The sequence below is a fragment of the Actinomadura sp. GC306 genome (assembly GCF_004348665.1).
Lineage (GTDB): Bacteria > Actinomycetota > Actinomycetes > Streptosporangiales > Streptosporangiaceae > Spirillospora.
The window spans coordinates 1-15291 of record NZ_SMKM01000041.1 but is presented as its reverse complement, the minus strand read 5'-3'; the positions used below and the strand labels follow the sequence as shown (position 1 = coordinate 15291).

16 protein-coding genes are annotated in these 15291 nt (G+C 71.7%); 7 read left to right on the top strand and 9 right to left on the bottom strand.

The genetic code is table 11. The annotated features are described in order from the left end of the window. The first annotated feature begins 56 nt into the window (after window positions 1-56). Complete coding sequence (locus E1200_RS08970; RefSeq protein WP_131951356.1) at window positions 57-1337, top strand: ArsB/NhaD family transporter; 1281 nt, start codon at window positions 57-59, stop codon at window positions 1335-1337. Between the two features lie 30 nt (window positions 1338-1367). On the opposite strand, the gene E1200_RS08965 is transcribed toward E1200_RS08970, so the two are convergent. Further along, complete coding sequence (locus E1200_RS08965) at window positions 1368-2753, bottom strand: NAD(P)H-quinone dehydrogenase (RefSeq protein ID WP_131951355.1); 1386 nt, start codon at window positions 2751-2753, stop codon at window positions 1368-1370. Window positions 2754-2899: 146 nt separating this feature from the next. Between E1200_RS08965 and E1200_RS08960 the strand changes: the two genes are divergently transcribed. From E1200_RS08960 to E1200_RS08950, 3 genes are all read left to right on the top strand, one after another. Beyond that, window positions 2900-3352, top strand: a complete 453-nt coding sequence (locus E1200_RS08960; protein ID WP_131951354.1) for a gamma-glutamylcyclotransferase — start codon at window positions 2900-2902, stop codon at window positions 3350-3352. A gap of 83 nt (window positions 3353-3435) precedes the next feature. Then, entirely contained in the window at window positions 3436-4236 is an 801-nt protein-coding gene (locus tag E1200_RS08955) for a purine-nucleoside phosphorylase (protein ID WP_131951353.1), read from the top strand. 28 nt (window positions 4237-4264) lie between these two features. Next, entirely contained in the window at window positions 4265-5917 is a 1653-nt protein-coding gene (locus E1200_RS08950) for a phospho-sugar mutase (RefSeq protein ID WP_131951352.1), read from the top strand. Between the two features lie 10 nt (window positions 5918-5927). Here the strand turns inward: E1200_RS08950 and E1200_RS08945 are convergent, their stop codons facing one another. From E1200_RS08945 to E1200_RS08925, 5 genes are all read right to left on the bottom strand, one after another. After that, a complete protein-coding gene (locus tag E1200_RS08945; RefSeq protein WP_131951351.1) occupies window positions 5928-6581 on the bottom strand; it encodes a PH domain-containing protein in 654 nt (217 codons plus the stop codon). 7 nt (window positions 6582-6588) lie between these two features. Next, window positions 6589-7680, bottom strand: a complete 1092-nt coding sequence (locus E1200_RS08940) for an adenosine deaminase (protein ID WP_131951350.1) — start codon at window positions 7678-7680, stop codon at window positions 6589-6591. 93 nt (window positions 7681-7773) lie between these two features. Next, window positions 7774-8598, bottom strand: coding sequence for an SAM-dependent methyltransferase (locus tag E1200_RS08935; protein WP_131951349.1), 825 nt, complete (start codon window positions 8596-8598; stop codon window positions 7774-7776). 113 nt (window positions 8599-8711) lie between these two features. Further along, entirely contained in the window at window positions 8712-9578 is an 867-nt protein-coding gene (locus E1200_RS08930) for an ABC transporter permease (RefSeq protein ID WP_131951348.1), read from the bottom strand. Beyond that, window positions 9575-10552, bottom strand: a complete 978-nt coding sequence (locus tag E1200_RS08925) for an ATP-binding cassette domain-containing protein (RefSeq protein WP_131951347.1) — start codon at window positions 10550-10552, stop codon at window positions 9575-9577. Before E1200_RS08925 ends, E1200_RS08930 begins: the two co-directional genes overlap by 4 nt. Window positions 10553-10667: 115 nt before the next feature. On the opposite strand from E1200_RS08925, the gene E1200_RS08920 reads away from it, so the two are divergent. Continuing rightward, a complete protein-coding gene (locus tag E1200_RS08920) occupies window positions 10668-11432 on the top strand; it encodes a TetR/AcrR family transcriptional regulator (RefSeq protein ID WP_131951346.1) in 765 nt (254 codons plus the stop codon). Window positions 11433-11444: 12 nt separating this feature from the next. On the opposite strand, the gene E1200_RS08915 is transcribed toward E1200_RS08920, so the two are convergent. After that, a complete protein-coding gene (locus tag E1200_RS08915; RefSeq protein ID WP_131951345.1) occupies window positions 11445-11912 on the bottom strand; it encodes a MarR family transcriptional regulator in 468 nt (155 codons plus the stop codon). 84 nt (window positions 11913-11996) lie between these two features. Here E1200_RS08915 and E1200_RS08910 point away from each other — a divergent pair, with 84 nt between their 5' ends. Beyond that, window positions 11997-13064 carry an amidohydrolase family protein gene (locus E1200_RS08910; RefSeq protein WP_131951344.1) on the top strand — a complete coding sequence of 356 codons (1068 nt, stop codon included), beginning with the start codon at window positions 11997-11999 and terminating at the stop codon, window positions 13062-13064. Between the two features lie 7 nt (window positions 13065-13071). Here E1200_RS08910 and E1200_RS08905 read toward each other — a convergent pair whose 3' ends face one another. Further along, window positions 13072-13632, bottom strand: coding sequence for a DUF6817 domain-containing protein (locus E1200_RS08905; RefSeq protein WP_131951343.1), 561 nt, complete (start codon window positions 13630-13632; stop codon window positions 13072-13074). Window positions 13633-13840: 208 nt separating this feature from the next. Between E1200_RS08905 and E1200_RS08900 the strand changes: the two genes are divergently transcribed. Beyond that, entirely contained in the window at window positions 13841-14743 is a 903-nt protein-coding gene (locus tag E1200_RS08900; RefSeq protein WP_131951342.1) for a LysR family transcriptional regulator, read from the top strand. A gap of 55 nt (window positions 14744-14798) precedes the next feature. Here E1200_RS08900 and E1200_RS08895 read toward each other — a convergent pair whose 3' ends face one another. Then, a complete protein-coding gene (locus E1200_RS08895) occupies window positions 14799-15152 on the bottom strand; it encodes a cupin domain-containing protein (RefSeq protein ID WP_131951341.1) in 354 nt (117 codons plus the stop codon). Window positions 15153-15291 lie beyond the last annotated feature (139 nt).

Here is a 15291-nt window from a genome sequence, read left to right as displayed (position 1 = left end):
CCAGGCGCCTCCCACCGCCGCGGACCCGCTGACGGTGCTCCCCAGAGGGATCTGACATGAGCGCCATCGTGGCGCTCGTCATCTTCATCATCGCGTTCTTCTTCATCGCGACGGAGAAGGTCGACAAGGTCAAGGTCGTGCTGGTCGCCGCCGGCCTGATGACGGTCCTCGGGCTGACGTCGGGCGCGGAGGTGTTCTTCTCCGAGCACGAGGGGATCGACTGGAACGTCATCTTCCTGCTGCTCGGCATGATGATCGTCGTCGGGACCATCAAGGGCACCGGGCTGTTCGAGTACCTGGCGATCTGGGCGGCCAAGAAGTCGAAGGGCAGGCCGTACCGGCTGCTGGTGATGCTGATGGCCATCACCGCGGTCGCCTCGCCGTTCCTGGACAACGTCACCACGATCATGCTGGTGGCGCCGGTGACGGTGGTGGTCTGCAACCGGCTGCGGATCCCGGCCCAGCCGTACCTCATCGCCGAGGTGCTGGCGTCGAACATCGGCGGCGCCGCCACGCTGATCGGAGACCCTCCGAACATCATCATCGGCAGCCGTGCGGGGCTGACGTTCAACGACTTCCTCATGCACATGACGCCGATCGTGGTGATCATCTTCGCCACGTTCGTGGTGATGTCTCGGTGGATCTTCCGCAAGTCGTTCAAGTACGACGAGCGGTACGTGGACGAGGTGATGGCGCTGGACGAGCGCAAGGCCATCACCGACCGCCGCCTGCTGGTGCGGTGCCTGGTCGTGCTGGGGCTCATCATCGTCGGGTTCTCGCTGCACTCCGTGCTGCACGTGGAGCCGTCGATCGTGGCCCTCATCGGCGCGGGCGTCATGCTGCTGGTGACGCGGGTCGAGGTCGAGGACGTCCTCAAGGAGGTCGAGTGGGGCGTCCTGGTGTTCTTCGTGGGCCTGTTCGTGATGGTGTCGGGCCTCGGGCACACCGGAGTGATCGAGAACATCGGCACCTGGGCCGCGGACGCGATCGGCGACAACTACTTCGCCGCCGCGACCAGCCTGGTGTTCGGCTCGGCCGTGCTGGGCGCGTTCTTCGACAACATCCCCTACACGGCGACGATGGCGCCGATCGTGGAGGGGATGGCCGCGGGCGCCGACCCGCAGACCGCGGAGGCCCTGTGGTGGTCGTTCGCGCTGGGCGCCGACTTCGGCGGCAACGGAACGGCGGTCGCCGCGAGCGCCAACGTCGTCGCGATCGGCATCGCCGCCAGGACCGGTCACCCGATCAGTTTCTGGCAGTTCACCCGCTACGGCATCGGCATCACGATCGTCAGCACCGTGATGGCCTGGGTGTACGTGGCACTGCGCTACTTCTAGCGCACCCGTGGGGATGGCCGGGCACGCCCGTCAGTAGGCGTGCTCGGTCATCAGCCTTCTGGACGCCTCGGTGATGCTGCCCGACAGCGACGGGTAGACCGCGAACGTCTGCGCCACCTGGTTGACGGTGAGGTGCTGCTGGACGGCCAGCGACACGCCCAGGATCAGTTCGCTGGCGCGCGGCGCGACGATGACGCCGCCGAGGACGATCCCGGTGGACGGGCGGCAGAACAGCTTGACGAAGCCGTCCTCGAAGCCCTGCATCTTCGCCCGCGCGTTCGTGAACAGCGGCAGCATGACGGTCCGGGCGTTGACCTCGCCCGAGTCGACCATCTGCTGCGTCACGCCGACCGAGGCGACCTCCGGGTCGGTGAAGATGTTGGACGCGACCCAGCCGAGCTTGAGCGGCTGCACCGCCTCCCCCAGCGCGTGCCACATGGCGATGCGCCCCTGCATGCCCGCCACGGACGCGAGCATCAGGACGCCGGTGCAGTCACCGGAGGCGTAGATGTTCGGGACGGACGTCCGCGACACCTTGTCGACCTCCACGAAGCCGCGCGAGTCGCAGCGGACGCCGACCTCCTCCAGGCCGATGCCGGTGGTGTTCGGCACCATCCCGACGGTCATCAGGCAGTGCGTGCCCTCGACCTTCGTCCCGTCCTCCAGCGTGACGATCACGCCGTTGCCGGACCGCTCCACGCCCGCGGCCCGGGACCGCGACATGACGTTCATCCCGCGCCGGAGGAAGACCTCCTGCAGGACGGCCGCCGCGTCGGCGTCCTCCGTCGGCAGGATCCGGTCGCGCGAGGACACCAGCGTGACCCGCGACCCGAGCGCCTGGTACGCCCCGGCCAGTTCGGCGCCCGTCACACCGGAGCCGACGACGATCAGGTCCTCGGGGAGTTCGGGCAGGTCGTAGAGCTGGCGCCAGTCCAGGATGCGTTCGCCGTCCGGTTCGGAGCCGGGCAGGATGCGCGGGGTCGCCCCGGTGGCGATCAGCACGATGTCGGCCCGGATGCGCCGGTCGCCGACCGCGACGAGGTGCGGCTCCAGCAGCCGCGCCTCCCCCCGGACGATCTTGACCTCCTCGTAGGCGAGCCGTTCGGCGACGTCGAACGACTGGGCCCGCGCGAGGTCCTTCACGCGCTTGTTGACGGTGGCGAGGTCGGCCTCCAGGGCCCCGACGATCCCGTCCGGGCCGCCGTTGAAGCGCAGGCCGAGGCCGGCCGACTCCGACATCACCGAGATGCGGGTCGAGGTGGCGATGAGCGTCTTGGAGGGCACGCAGTCGGTGAGCACGCACGCGCCGCCCGGACCGTCCCGTTCGATGACGGTCACGTCGGCGCCGAGCTGCGCCGCGACGAGCGCGGCCTCGTAACCGCCCGGGCCTCCTCCGATGATCACGATACGGGTCACATCTTCCATTCTTTCCTACTTCCCGCGGTGAAATGTCCAGCCCAGGGCCCGTTCCAGGGGGCACCACCACAACCGGTGATACACGCCGCCCGCAATCCGCGCTTCGGGCCGGTCGCGGTGCGGCGGGTGAGTTAGCCTTGGCCAACGTGGCACTGTACGCGGCGTACGCCTCCAACATGGACCCCGAGCAAATGGCGAGCCGGGCTCCCCATTCGCCCATGCGCGGCACCGGCTGGCTCGCCGGCTGGCGGCTGACCTTCGGCGGGCAGGACAAGTACTGGGACGGCGCGCTCGCGACGGTCGTCGAGGACGGCTCCGAACAGGTCTTCGTCGTCATGTACGACGTGCCGGCCTGGGACGAGAAGGAGCTGGACGGCTGGGAGGGCGCCGCGCTCGACGTCTACCGCAAGATCAGGGTGCGGGTGCAGACGCTCGACGGGGACGTGCTGTGCTGGCTGTACGTCCTGGACGACTACGAGGGCGGCCTGCCGTCCGCGCGCTACCTCGGCATCCTCGCGGACGCGGCGGAGAAGGCCGGCGCGCCCGACGACTACGTGAAGGACCTGCGCACGCGCCCCTGCAAGTCCCTCGGCGACTGACGCCGCACGCGCGCGACACACCGGGCGCGGCGTCCCGGCCGGGCCGATCGAGGCCGCGAAGGCACGCCTGTAGTGTCGGCCTTGTGAGCAACGACGCTTTTGCACTGGCGAACGGCGCGGCGGACGAGCTGCGCACCCGCACGTCCTTCGACTCCTTCGACGTCGCCCTCGTCATGGGCTCGGGCTGGGTCCCGGCGGCCGACGCGCTCGGCGCCCCCGCCGCCGAGTTCGCCGTGACCGAGCTGCCGGGCTTCGCGCCGCCCGCCGTCGAGGGCCACGCCGGACGGGTCCGGGTCGTCGAGGTCGGCGGGCACCGCGCGCTGGTCTTCCTCGGCCGGACTCACCTGTACGAGGGGCACGGCGTCGACGCGGTGGTGCACCCGATCCGGACCGCGCTGGCCGCCGGAGTGCGGACGGTCGTGCTCACGAACGCCGCGGGCACGCTGCGGCCCGAGCACCAGAGCGTGGGCGACCCGGTGCTGATCGCGGACCACCTGAACCTGACCGGCGCGAACCCGCTGACCGGCCCGGCGTTCCTCGACCTGACCGAGGCGTACTCGGCGCGGCTGCGCACCCTGGCGCGCGAGGTCGACCCGACGCTCGCGGAGGGCGTGTACGCCGCGTTCCGCGGCCCGACCTACGAGACGCCCGCCGAGATCCGGATGCTGCGCACGCTGGGCGCCGACCTGATCGGGATGTCGACCGTCCTGGAGACGGTCGCGGCGCGGCGCGGCGGGGCGGAGGTCCTCGGGATCTCCCTGGTCACCAACATCGCGGCCGGGCTCTCGGCCGAGCCGCTGGACCACGAGGAGGTCCTCGCGGCCGGGCGGGCGTCCGCCGGGCGGATGGGCGGCCTCCTCGCGACCGTCCTGTCCAAGCTCTGATCCGCGGGCGGCAGGGAAGGACGGCGACATGAGCGACCTTCGCGCGCAGGCCGAGGACTGGCTCGCGCAGGACCCGGACCCGGACACCCGCGCCGAGCTCCGCGCGATCCTGGACGCGGGCGACGACCGGGCCCTCGCGGACCGGTTCGGCGCGCGGCTGGAGTTCGGCACGGCCGGGCTGCGCGGCGAACTGGGCGCCGGCCCCAACCGGATGAACCGGGTGACGGTCATGCGCGCCGCCGCCGGGCTCGCCGCCCGCCTCCCCCGCGGCGCGCGGGTGATCATCGGGTTCGACGCGCGGCACGGCTCGCGGCGGTTCGCGGCCGACACGGCGGCCGTGCTGGGCGGCGCGGGCCTGCGCCCCGAGGTGTTCGCCGGGCCGGTCCCGACGCCCGTGCTCGCCCACTTCGTCCGGGCGCACGGCGACGTCGCCGCGGGCGTCATGGTGACCGCCAGCCACAACCCGCCGCGCGACAACGGCTACAAGGTGTACTGGGCGGACGGGGCGCAGATCGTCCCGCCGCTCGACACCGAGATCTCCGCCGCGATCGACGCCGTCGGCCGCGTGGACGAACTGCCGCTCGCCGGGGAGTGGCCCGTCCACGACGACGCCGCCCTGTACCTGGACGCCGTGTCGTCGCTGCGCCTGGGCGGTCCCGTCCGTGACTCGGGCGGGGATATCTCGATCGTCTACACGCCGCTGCACGGGGTGGGGCGGGACGTCCTGCTCCAGGCGTTCGACCGGGCCGGGTTCCCCGCGCCCGCCGTCGTGCCGGAGCAGGCCGAACCCGACCCGGACTTCCCCACCGTCGCGTTCCCGAACCCGGAGGAGCCCGGCGCGCTCGACCTGGCGCTGGCGCTCGCCGACTCCCGCGGCGCGGACCTCGTGATCGCCAACGACCCGGACGCGGACCGCTGCGCCGTCGCCGTCCCCACCGGCGGCGACACCGGCGGCTGGCGGACGCTGACGGGGGACGAGCTCGGGGGCCTGCTCGCCGAGCACGTCCTGCGGCACACCAGCGGCGATGACCGCCTGGTCGTCACCACGATCGTGTCGTCGTCGCTGCTGCGCTCGATCGCGGCGGCCCACGGCGTGCGGTTCGCCGAGTCCCTCACCGGCTTCAAGTGGATCATGAAGGCGGGTGAGCCGGGCACCCGCATGGTGTTCGGGTACGAGGAGGCGCTCGGCTACAGCGTGGGCGACGACCGCGGCGTGCTCGTCAACGACAAGGACGGCATCGGCGCCGCGCTCGCCGTCGCCGCGATGGCCGCGCGGGCCCGGCGCGACGGCCGCACCCTGCTCGACCTGCTGGACGACCAGGCCCGCGAGCACGGCCTGCACGCCACGTCCCAGCTGTCGATCCGCGTGGACGACCTGTCGCTGATCACCGCCGCGATGGCCGGCCTGCGCGCCGATCCGCCCGCCCTGCTCGGCGGACGCCCCGTCGAGCGGTTCGACGACCTCTCCCACGGCGTGGACGGCCTGCCCCCTACGGACGGGCTCAGGTTCCGACTGGCCGGAGGATCACGGGTGGTCATCCGCCCATCGGGGACGGAACCGAAGCTCAAGTGCTACCTGGAGGTCGTCCTGCCCGTGGACGACGACATCACGAAGGTCCGCGCGCGCGCCGCCGCCGAGTTGGACGCCCTCCGCGACGACCTCTCCGCGCGTCTCAGCTGACGGCGCCCACTCAGCTGACGGCACCCACGATGGCCAGCACTATCAGCGCCGCCAGCGGGACCGCCAGCGACGCCACGGCCGGGACCGACCAGGTCACCGCGCCACGCTCCGACTCCCGGGCCTTCTCGGCCTCCGCCTTGGCGGCGGCGGCCTTGTCCGGCGCCCCGGACCGCTTCTTCGGCCGCTGCCGCTGGAGGATCTCGTTCAGCCGCTGCGCGGCGTACGCGGCCGGCGTCCGCCCCCGCAGGTCGATCCCCGACCCCTTGCGCTGCTCCTTGCGGGCCCGCGCCTCCGCCCTGGCCTGCGCGCGCGGCGACGTCTGGTGGACCCAGGCCCGCGCCTCCAGCTCCGCTCCGTCCCGTCCGGCGAACCGGATCCGCACCGCGTTCGAGCCCTCGATCCGGCGGACCGCGGCCCACGGGACGCGGATGTCGCGCAGCGGGTTGCGGACCACGACCTCCGCGTCGTCCGCCTGGATCGCCGGCCGCAGCCCGACCGTGTAGGCGATCCCGCAGCCCAGGAGCAGCAGCGCCCCGACGGTCAGCGCCGTCAGCGAGTAGGTCGGCTCGCCGGTCAGGCCGAACACCAGGTCGGCGATGTTCAGCACGGCGAACGTCAGCCACGCGTACGCCGCCACGCGCCCGGCGGTCGAGCGAATCGTCATGGCCCGATCATGCCAGGGGCCGGGCGCCGCTCCACTTGAGCTGCGCGAAACCGGGCTTGATCACGCCGTTGATGAGCTCCAGCCGCTCGTTGAACGGCACGAACGCCGACTTCATCGCGTTCACGGTGAACCACTGGAAGTCGTCCCACCCGTACCCGAACGCCTCGGCGAGCTTGAGGAGCTCCTGCGACAGCGTCGTCCCGCTCATCAGCCGGTTGTCGGTGTTCACCGTGACGCGGAAGCTCAGCCGCCGCAGCAGCCCGATCGGGTGCTCCTCGATCGACTTCGCCGCGCCCGTCTGGATGTTGGACGTGGGGCACATCTCCAGCGGTATCCGCTTGTCGCGGACGTAGCCGGCGAGCCGCCCGAGCTTGGCGTCGTCCCCGTCCACCTCGATGTCGTCGATGATCCGGACGCCGTGCCCGAGCCGGTCGGCGCCGCACCACTGGATCGCCTGCCAGATCGACGGGAGGCCGAAGCCCTCGCCCGCGTGGATGGTGAAGTGCGCGTTCTCCCGCTGGAGGTACTCGAACGCGTCCAGGTGCCGGGTGGGCGGGTAGCCGGCCTCGGCCCCGGCGATGTCGAACCCGACGACGCCCTCGTCCCGGTACCGGACGGCGAGCTCCGCGATCTCCATGCTGCGCGCCTGGTGCCGCATCGCCGTCACCAGCGTCCCGACCCGGATGCCGAAGTCCCTGCGGCCCCGCGCGAACCCGTCGAGGACGGCCTCCACGACCTGCTCCAGCGAAAGGCCCGCCCTGAGGTGCTGCTCCGGCGCGTACCGGACCTCCGCGTAGACGATCCCGTCGTTCGCGAGGTCTTCGGCGCACTCGTACGCCACCCGCGTGAGCGCCTCGGCGGACTGCAGCACCCCCACGGTGTGGGTGAACGTCTCCAGGTACCGCTCCAGCGACCCCGAGTTGGCCGCGGCCTCGAACCATTCGCCGAGGGCGTCCGCGTCCGTCGCGGGCAGGTCGGTGTACCCGGAGTCGCGCGCGAGCTCCACGATGGTGGCGGGGCGGAGCCCGCCGTCCAGGTGGTCGTGCAGCAGCACCTTGGGGGCGCGGCGGATGTCGTCGAGAGTCGGCCGAACGTTCATCTCTCGAAGCTACCCGGCCGGACGGGCCGTGACCTCGTCAATTCCCGCCAAGGCGGACGCGGCGTGTCGCCCGCGCGCGTCCGCCGCACCGGGTCAGGGCTTGCGCGCCACCCCGACGAACAGGTCCGTCTCGGGAAGCTGCCCGTCGGCCGGTGCCAGGGTCGGCCGCCACCGGGCCACCGACACCACGCCGGGGTCGACCGGCTCCAGGTCGGCGAGCAGGGCGGCGATCCGCTCGGGGGTGTACATGTGGATGGGCGGGTTGCCGAACGCCTCGTTGTAGGCGGCGGTGGCCCGGTCCATGTTCTCCGGCTTGACGACGTTGGTGCTGACGGAGACCGCGAGGTGGCTGCCCGGTGCGACCCGGCCCATGACGTCGTCGATCAGGGCCTTGGCCTCCGCGTCGTCGCCGATGTGGTTGATGACGCCGAGCATCATGACGCCCACGGGCTCGCTGAAGTCGAGCGTCTTGGCCGCGGCGGCGAAGATCGTGCCGGGGTCGTGCATGTCCGCGTCGATGTAGTCGGTCGCGCCCTCGGGGCTGCTGGTCAGCAGGGCGCGGGCGTGCGCGAGCACGATCGGGTCGTTGTCGACGTACACGATCCGGCACTCCGGCACGGCGCGCTGCGCCACCTGGTGGGTGTTGTCGGCCGTGGGAAGACCGGTGCCGATGTCGAGGAACTGCCGGATACCGGCCTCGTGCACCATGTATTCGACGGCACGCCCAAGAAACGCCCGGTTATTACGCATCTGGTCGACAAAGTCGGGTTCGGCTTCGATGACCTGCTGACCGACGATCCGGTCGATCTCGTAGTGGTCCTTCCCGCCCAGCCAGAAGTTGTAGATGCGGGCGGAGTGCGGCACATCGTCGCGGACTTCCGCAAGCGGGCTGTCAGAACGGCTCTCATCTGCGGTCATGACGGGAGCGTACGCCAGGTAAGACGGAATTGGGGAATGGATGGGCGATACGTCCGGGAAAGTGCGTGAGCCGCCCGGAACGCGCGTCCCGGGCGGCTCTTGCGGGCGGACGGTCAGCGGCTTTGCCGCTGGTAGCGGCGGACGGCCAGCGGCAGGAAGACCGCGGTGATCACGATCGGCCAGACGACCGCCATCAGCAGGGCGTTCTGCTCGATCCACGTGTCGCCGACCGCGGCCGGGTTGCCGAACAGCTCACGGGCCGCGGTGACCGTCGAGGACACCGGGTTCCACGCCGCCAGCGTCCCCAGCCAGCCCGGCATCAGGGACGGCGCCACGAACGCACTGGAGATCATCGCGAACGGGAACGCGACCGCGAACAGGCTCCCGGCCGCCTCCTCGTTCGGCACCAGGAGCCCCAGGAGGACCCCGACCCAGATCAGCGCGAAGCGCAGCAGGAGGAACAGGCCGAAGGCGGCGAGGGTGGCGAGCGGCCCGCCCGTGGAGCGCCAGCCGATCGCGAGCGCGGTCGCCGCCAACACGACCAGGTCCAGGGACGCGGCGATGAGGTCGCCGACGCCCCGTCCCGTGACCACGGCCGAGGGCGCCATCGGCATCGACCGGAACCTGTCGGTGACCCCCTTGACGCTCTCGTACACGACGGCGTACGCGGTGTTCATGAAGCCCATCGCCATCGTCATCCCGAACATGCCCGGCATGAGGAACTCGCGGTAGTCGCCCCCGCCGGGGACCGACATGGCGCTGCCGAACACGTACCCGAACAGCAGCACCGACACGATCGGGAACCCGAGCTGCCAGGCGATGTTGCTCGGCTGCCGGACGTAGTGGGTCAGGCCGCGCAGAACGATCGTCCAGCAGTCCGCGACGGCCCAGTAAAGGCGCCCGGCGAGCCCGTCCTCGCCGACCACCGCGCCCTTCGCGGTGACTCCGCTCCGGACGGTGACACTGCTTTCGGCGCTCACGCTTCCACCTTCTTCTTGTCCTTCTCGTCGTCTTCGGCGGGGTGTCCGGTGAGGCGCAGGAACACCTCGTCCAGCGTGGGGCGGCGCAGCCCGATGTCCTCGACGGCGATGCCGTCGTCCTGAAGCGTGCGGGCGACCTCGGTCAGCGCGGCCACGCGCTCGGTGACCGGGGCGTGCACCCGCGCGGCCGCCTCGGTGACGGTCGGCTCGGCGGACGCGACACGGGCGACCACCTCCGCCGCCGCGGGCAGGTCGGCGGGGTCGCGCACCACCACCTCGATGCGGTCGCCGCCGATCAGCCGCTTCAGCGATCCGGGCGTGCCGTCCGCGATGACCCGGCCGTGGTCGATGACGGCGATACGGCCGGCGAGCTGGTCGGCCTCATCGAGGTACTGCGTCGTCAGCAGGACCGTCGTGCCCTGAGCCACGAGCGACCGCACCGAACGCCACACCTCGTTGCGGCCGCGGGGGTCGAGCCCGGTGGTCGGCTCGTCCAGGAACAGGACGTCCGGCGCGAGGATCATGCTGGCGGCCAGGTCGAGCCGCCGGCGCATCCCGCCGCTGTACTGCTTGACCCCCTTGTCGGCGGCCTCGACCAGGTCGAACCGCTCCAGCAGCTCGTCGGCGCGCTCCGCCGCCCGGCGCCTGCCGAGGTGGAAGAGCCGGCCGAACATCCGCAGGTTCTGCCGTCCGGTGAGGACCTCGTCCACCGCGGCGTGCTGCCCCGCCAACCCGATCCGGCGGCGCACCCGCCGGGGGTGGGCGGCGACGTCCAGCCCAGTGACCTCGGCCCGGCCCCCGTCCGGCCGGACGAGCGTGGCAAAGATGCGCACCGCGGTGGTCTTGCCCGCCCCGTTCGGGCCCAGCAGCCCGTAGACCATGCCTTTCGGCACGGTCAGGTCGAAGCCGTCGAGCGCGCGTTTCGTCCCGTAATGCTTGCGTACCCCCTCCGCGAGGATCGCGTTCTCCGCCATGCCGTCTCCCTTCGCGTACACCATACGCGAGTTAGCGTACGGCATACACTAACTGTCCGCGATAGCTTTGCCGAAGGCACCGGCCGGTGCCGCGCACGGACCAGCAGGACGGACGATGACCAAGGAGCCCGACGGCCGCGACCTGAACGCGAGCTTGAAGCTGCTGTGGGGCGACCGCGCCCGGCCGCAGCGGGGCCGGCCGCCGACGCTCAGCCTCGGCCGGATCGTCGCGGCGGCCGTCGAGGTCGCCGACGAGCTCTCCCTCACCCAGGGGCTCGACGCGCTGTCGATGCGCTGCATCGCGACCCATCTCGGCGTCGGAACCATGTCGCTCTACCGCTACGTCCCGGGCAAGAGCGAGCTGCTGGACCTGATGCTCGACCACGTCATCGAGGTCCCGGAGACCGACCCCGACGACGGCCGCGGATGGCGCGAGATCCTGACGGAAGAGGCGCACCACCACTGGAAGCTGTGCATGGACCACCCCTGGTACCCGTACGTGGACCAGAGCCGCCCGCTCCTCGGCCCGAACAGCATGCGCGGCCTCGACCGGCTGTTCAGCCTGCTGCGGCCCACGGGCCTCGACGACCGGACGCTGATGATGATGATCGGCGTCCAGAGCGACTACGTGGACGGCCTCGCGCGCAGCCACCTCAACGAGCTGCGCGCCGAACGCCGCACCGGCGTCAGCAGCGAGGAGTTCTGGGAGGCCCAGGGCCCCACCCTCGTCGACGCCATGAACAGCGGCAGGTTCCCCACCATGGCCGCTCTCTCAGAGAGCACCTTCGACTTCACCCACGAGCAGCTCTTCGAGTTCGGCCTGTCCCGCCTCCACGACGGCTTCGCCGCCTTCATCGAGGGCGGCGCCCACCCGGACTGAGCCGCCGGCCCGTCAGACGGTGTGCTCGGCGAGGCGGCGGAGCAGATTCACGAGCTGCCCGCGTTCCGCCCCGCTGAACGGGCCGAAGATGCTCTCGCCGACCTGCTCGGCGGCGTCCCGCGCCTCCGCGAGGGCCTGCTCGCCCCGGGGTGTCAGCACGATCGCGTACGCGCGCCGGTCGTGCGGAACGCGCTCGCGGGAGACCAGGCCGCCGTGCTCCAACTCGTCGATGAGCCGGACCATCGTGGACTTGTCGATGCCGGTGCGCCCGATCAGGTCGCGCTGGCTCACCGGGCCGTACAGCGGCAGCGCGACCAGGACCGCGAATTGCCGGACGTCGATGCCCAGCGGGCGCAGCGCCTCGTTCATCCGCTCCCGGCTCTGGTTGTGGGCCTTTGCCAGCAGCATGCCCAGCCCCGCCTGATCGGCGGCGCGGCCGCCCTCCCCGGCCAGCAGGCGTTCGAGCAGGTCCTCCAGCATGGGGACCACTCTAGTAGCAGCTGATATAGTCTCAGATGAGATTATCTCGCGTGGGCGGCACCTCGCGATCGACAGGAGACGTTCATGTCCGACCTCACCCGGCGGCGGACCCTCAAGCTGGCCGCCGCGACCGGCATGGCCGCGGCCGCCGCGTCCGTGCCGCTCCAGGGGCGCGACGCCGCCGCGAGCCCGCGCCGCCCCTCCTACGGACGGATCGACACCCACCACCACGCCGTCCCGCCCGAGATGCGGCAGTGGGCGGTGGAGCAGGGCATCATCCCGCCGGACGACGTCCCCCGATGGGCCCAGTGGACCCTGGAGGAGACGCTCGCGACCATGGAGGCCAACGGCATCGCCATGGGCGTGGCGTCCGCCCCCGTACCGCCCGAGATATTCGCGGACCGCGAGGTCGCCGAGTCGGGCGTCCGCGTGTGCAACGAGTCCCTGGCGGAACTGGTGCGCGACAACCCCACCCGGTTCGGCTTCTTCGCCAACGTCGCCATGCTCCACCCGGACCTGGCGCTTGAGCAGGCCGCGTACGCGCTGGACGAGCTCGGCGCCGCCGGGGTGCTGCTCACCACGTCGGCCGGTGGGCGCTACCTCGGCGACCGGACGTTCGACCCGCTGCTCGCCGAGCTCGACCGCCGCGGCGCCGTCGTGTTCACCCACCCGTTCGCGCCCGAGGGGATCGTCGAGGTCCCCGGCGTGGGCGACTGGCTCGGCGACTTCCTGCTCGACACCACCCGCACCGCACTCAGCCTCATCGCCTCCGGGGCCATGGACCGCTACCGGAGGCTGTCGGTGATCCTGTCCCACGGGGGCGGGTTCCTGCCGTACATGGCCGGCCGCGCCGAACGCTGGGGCAGAGAGGACGACGGCCCCGACCCGCGGAAGTTCCGGCGGGCCCTCCGCCGCTTCTACTACGACACGGCGCTCCCGATGTCCCCGTACGCCACCCCGACCCTGATCGGCGCGGTCGGCGCCGAACGCGTCCTGTTCGGCACCGACTGGCCCGCCAACTCCGCCGGCGAGGTGGGCATCAACACCGCGGACTTCGACCGCGACCCCGGTCTCGACCGCCGCGCGCACCGCGCCATCTCCCGCGACAACGCCCTTCGCCTCCTCCCCGCCCTCGCGAAACACCACCGCTGACGCGCGTCTAACGCCCCACGGCCGGCCGGCCGACCCAGGTCTTCGTGAAGGCTTGGACGGCGCGGTCGGCCGCCGGGCTGAGCAGCGGGCGCCAGGTGGCGAACAGGGCTGTCAGGGCTTCGCCATGTGCGGCACGCAGGGCGGGGGACGCGGTGAGGACGTCCAGTTCGTTCGCCACGGTGAGTTCGGCGAAGTCGCGGCGCCGCCCCTCGGGCGGGCGGTGGACGGTTCCGGTGAAGCGGTCGGTGAACGGCCCGTCGGCCGATGCCAGGTGCGGATACGTCCGGGAACGGTCGCAACTGGCGTACAGGTAGACCAGCGCCTCGGCCTCCGCCCCGATGACGTCGATCAGCTCGCCGCGCCGGTCCGGGTCGCCCAGGGCCGGGGCGAAGCCGTCCGTTCCGTAGAACGCGTGGCACAGCCCCGCCAGCCGCAGCTCAGGTCGCGCTCCCCACTCGCCGAGCGTCGCGTGCACGCGGCGCAGATGCGCGTAAAGCGTGCCGCCTGGATGCTCCAGCCGATCCGCTCCCCGGGCGAGGAGGAGTCCGGCCGCGGAATCGGTCGGCATGGGCGCACCTCCCAATGGTCGGCACCCGCCCGCCTCCCCGATCGTCGGCCGCCGTATGTCCCGGGTCACCGGCGGGCGGCGCCGGGTGCCGCGGACGGGTTGCCGCCGCGTCCGGAACCAGTCGGCCCGTCCACTCAGCCTGGCGCCCGGACACCCTCCAGTCAATTCTTGGATTTGCTTAGGCAACTCCAAGCGTTACCTTGGGCCAGTGACGCTCGACGACCTCCGGGTCTTCATCGCCGTGTGCGAGACCCGCAACCTCAGTGCGGTCGCCCGGACGCTCTCCTGCAGCCAGTCGGCGGTCAGCCAGCACGTCAGGCGGCTCGAACGCGAACTGGGGCTCACGCTGATCGAGCGGCGGCCCCGCGGAGTCTCGCCGACGGACGCGGGCCGCATCCTGTACCAGGCGGCGCTCGGCGGCATCACCGGCCTCGACTCCGCCGTCCGCCGCCTGCGCGAACTCCGCGACGGGGACGGCGGGACCGTGAAGGTCACCACCGGCGGGGTGACCGTCCGGCACTTCATGCCGGACGCGATCACCGCCTTCCGCGACCGCCATCCGGAGGCGACGCTGGACTTCCAGTCCGCCCACTCCACCCGCCGCTGCCTGGAACTCCTGCAGAACGGGCAGGCGGACCTGGCCTGGATCACGCTGGGACAGCCGGCTCCCGGCGTCCAGCAGCGGCCGGTCATCGACCTCCCGTGGGTCCTCGTGGTCAACGCCGGTGATCCGCTCGCCGACCGGGAGACCATCGATCCGCACGACCTGCGCTCGATCCGCTACATCGCACATCCCGCGAACTCGGCCTCACACCGGCGTCTCGCGGAGAACTTCGTGCGGCTCGGATGCACGCCCGAACGGACCGTCGGGGTGGCCGACTGGGACACCGCGGTCCTGCTCGCCGAACTCGGCGTCGGGCACGCCATACTGCCCGCACTGCCCAGGCTCGCGCTCTCCCCGGCCGCACCCGTGCGGACGGTGCCCATTCCGGCGCTGTCCCCTATCACGGTCGGCTGGGCGGCCCGCCAATGGGACGCGCTGAGCCCCCTCGCCACCGAGTTCGCCGAACTCGTCACCGCCGACCAGGCCCGGCTCAGCACGATCCGCTAGCCGTGCTCGGGGCGGCGGCCCGCTTGGGACGACGGGCCGCCCCCCGCGCCGGGCCCTACGCCTTCGCGTAGTCGCCGATGCCGCCGGCGAAGTCGAGGACGACGCACGGCTCGTCGCCGACCACCCAGGCGTCATGGCCGGGCTCGACCACGAATACGTCCCCGGGGTCGACCTCCGCCTCGGCGCCGTCCCGCATCCGGATGCGCAACCGGCCTTGGATGACGTACCCGTTGTGGTGGACTTCGCAGAGCTCGGTGCCGGCGATGTCCTTCACCGACTCCGTCCAGCGCCAGCCGGGCTCGAACGTCGCCTTCCCGAACACCAGCCCCGTCATGCTGACGACCTCAAGGTGCCCCATCGGGAAATCGCGCCGGTCATCCGGCTTCTCAATGCTCTTGACTTCCGTCATGTTCGGCCTCCCGTTTCACCGTCGTGTCCGCGCCGCCGCCGCGGTCGCGTCCACTCGACAAATGTGATCTCGGGTCTCGCCGCCGGACATCATGAGCCCGTGCATCGCCGCACAATACGTCCAATCCCCAGTCGAACAC

What these genes read in the sequence shown, in the direction of transcription:
- E1200_RS08970 (WP_131951356.1), top strand. Translation starts at nt 57, where the DNA reads ATGAGCGCCATCGTGGCGCTCGTCATCTTCATCATCGCGTTCTTCTTC.
- E1200_RS08940 (WP_131951350.1), bottom strand. Translation starts at nt 7,680, where the DNA reads ATGAACGTTCGGCCGACTCTCGACGACATCCGCCGCGCCCCCAAGGTG.
- E1200_RS08905 (WP_131951343.1), bottom strand. Translation starts at nt 13,632, where the DNA reads ATGCCGACCGATTCCGCGGCCGGACTCCTCCTCGCCCGGGGAGCGGAT.
- E1200_RS08920 (WP_131951346.1), top strand. Translation starts at nt 10,668, where the DNA reads ATGACCAAGGAGCCCGACGGCCGCGACCTGAACGCGAGCTTGAAGCTG.
- E1200_RS08895 (WP_131951341.1), bottom strand. Translation starts at nt 15,152, where the DNA reads ATGACGGAAGTCAAGAGCATTGAGAAGCCGGATGACCGGCGCGATTTC.
- E1200_RS08925 (WP_131951347.1), bottom strand. Translation starts at nt 10,552, where the DNA reads ATGGCGGAGAACGCGATCCTCGCGGAGGGGGTACGCAAGCATTACGGG.
- E1200_RS08910 (WP_131951344.1), top strand. Translation starts at nt 11,997, where the DNA reads ATGTCCGACCTCACCCGGCGGCGGACCCTCAAGCTGGCCGCCGCGACC.
- E1200_RS08950 (WP_131951352.1), top strand. Translation starts at nt 4,265, where the DNA reads ATGAGCGACCTTCGCGCGCAGGCCGAGGACTGGCTCGCGCAGGACCCG.
- E1200_RS08945 (WP_131951351.1), bottom strand. Translation starts at nt 6,581, where the DNA reads ATGACGATTCGCTCGACCGCCGGGCGCGTGGCGGCGTACGCGTGGCTG.
- E1200_RS08915 (WP_131951345.1), bottom strand. Translation starts at nt 11,912, where the DNA reads ATGCTGGAGGACCTGCTCGAACGCCTGCTGGCCGGGGAGGGCGGCCGC.
- E1200_RS08935 (WP_131951349.1), bottom strand. Translation starts at nt 8,598, where the DNA reads ATGACCGCAGATGAGAGCCGTTCTGACAGCCCGCTTGCGGAAGTCCGC.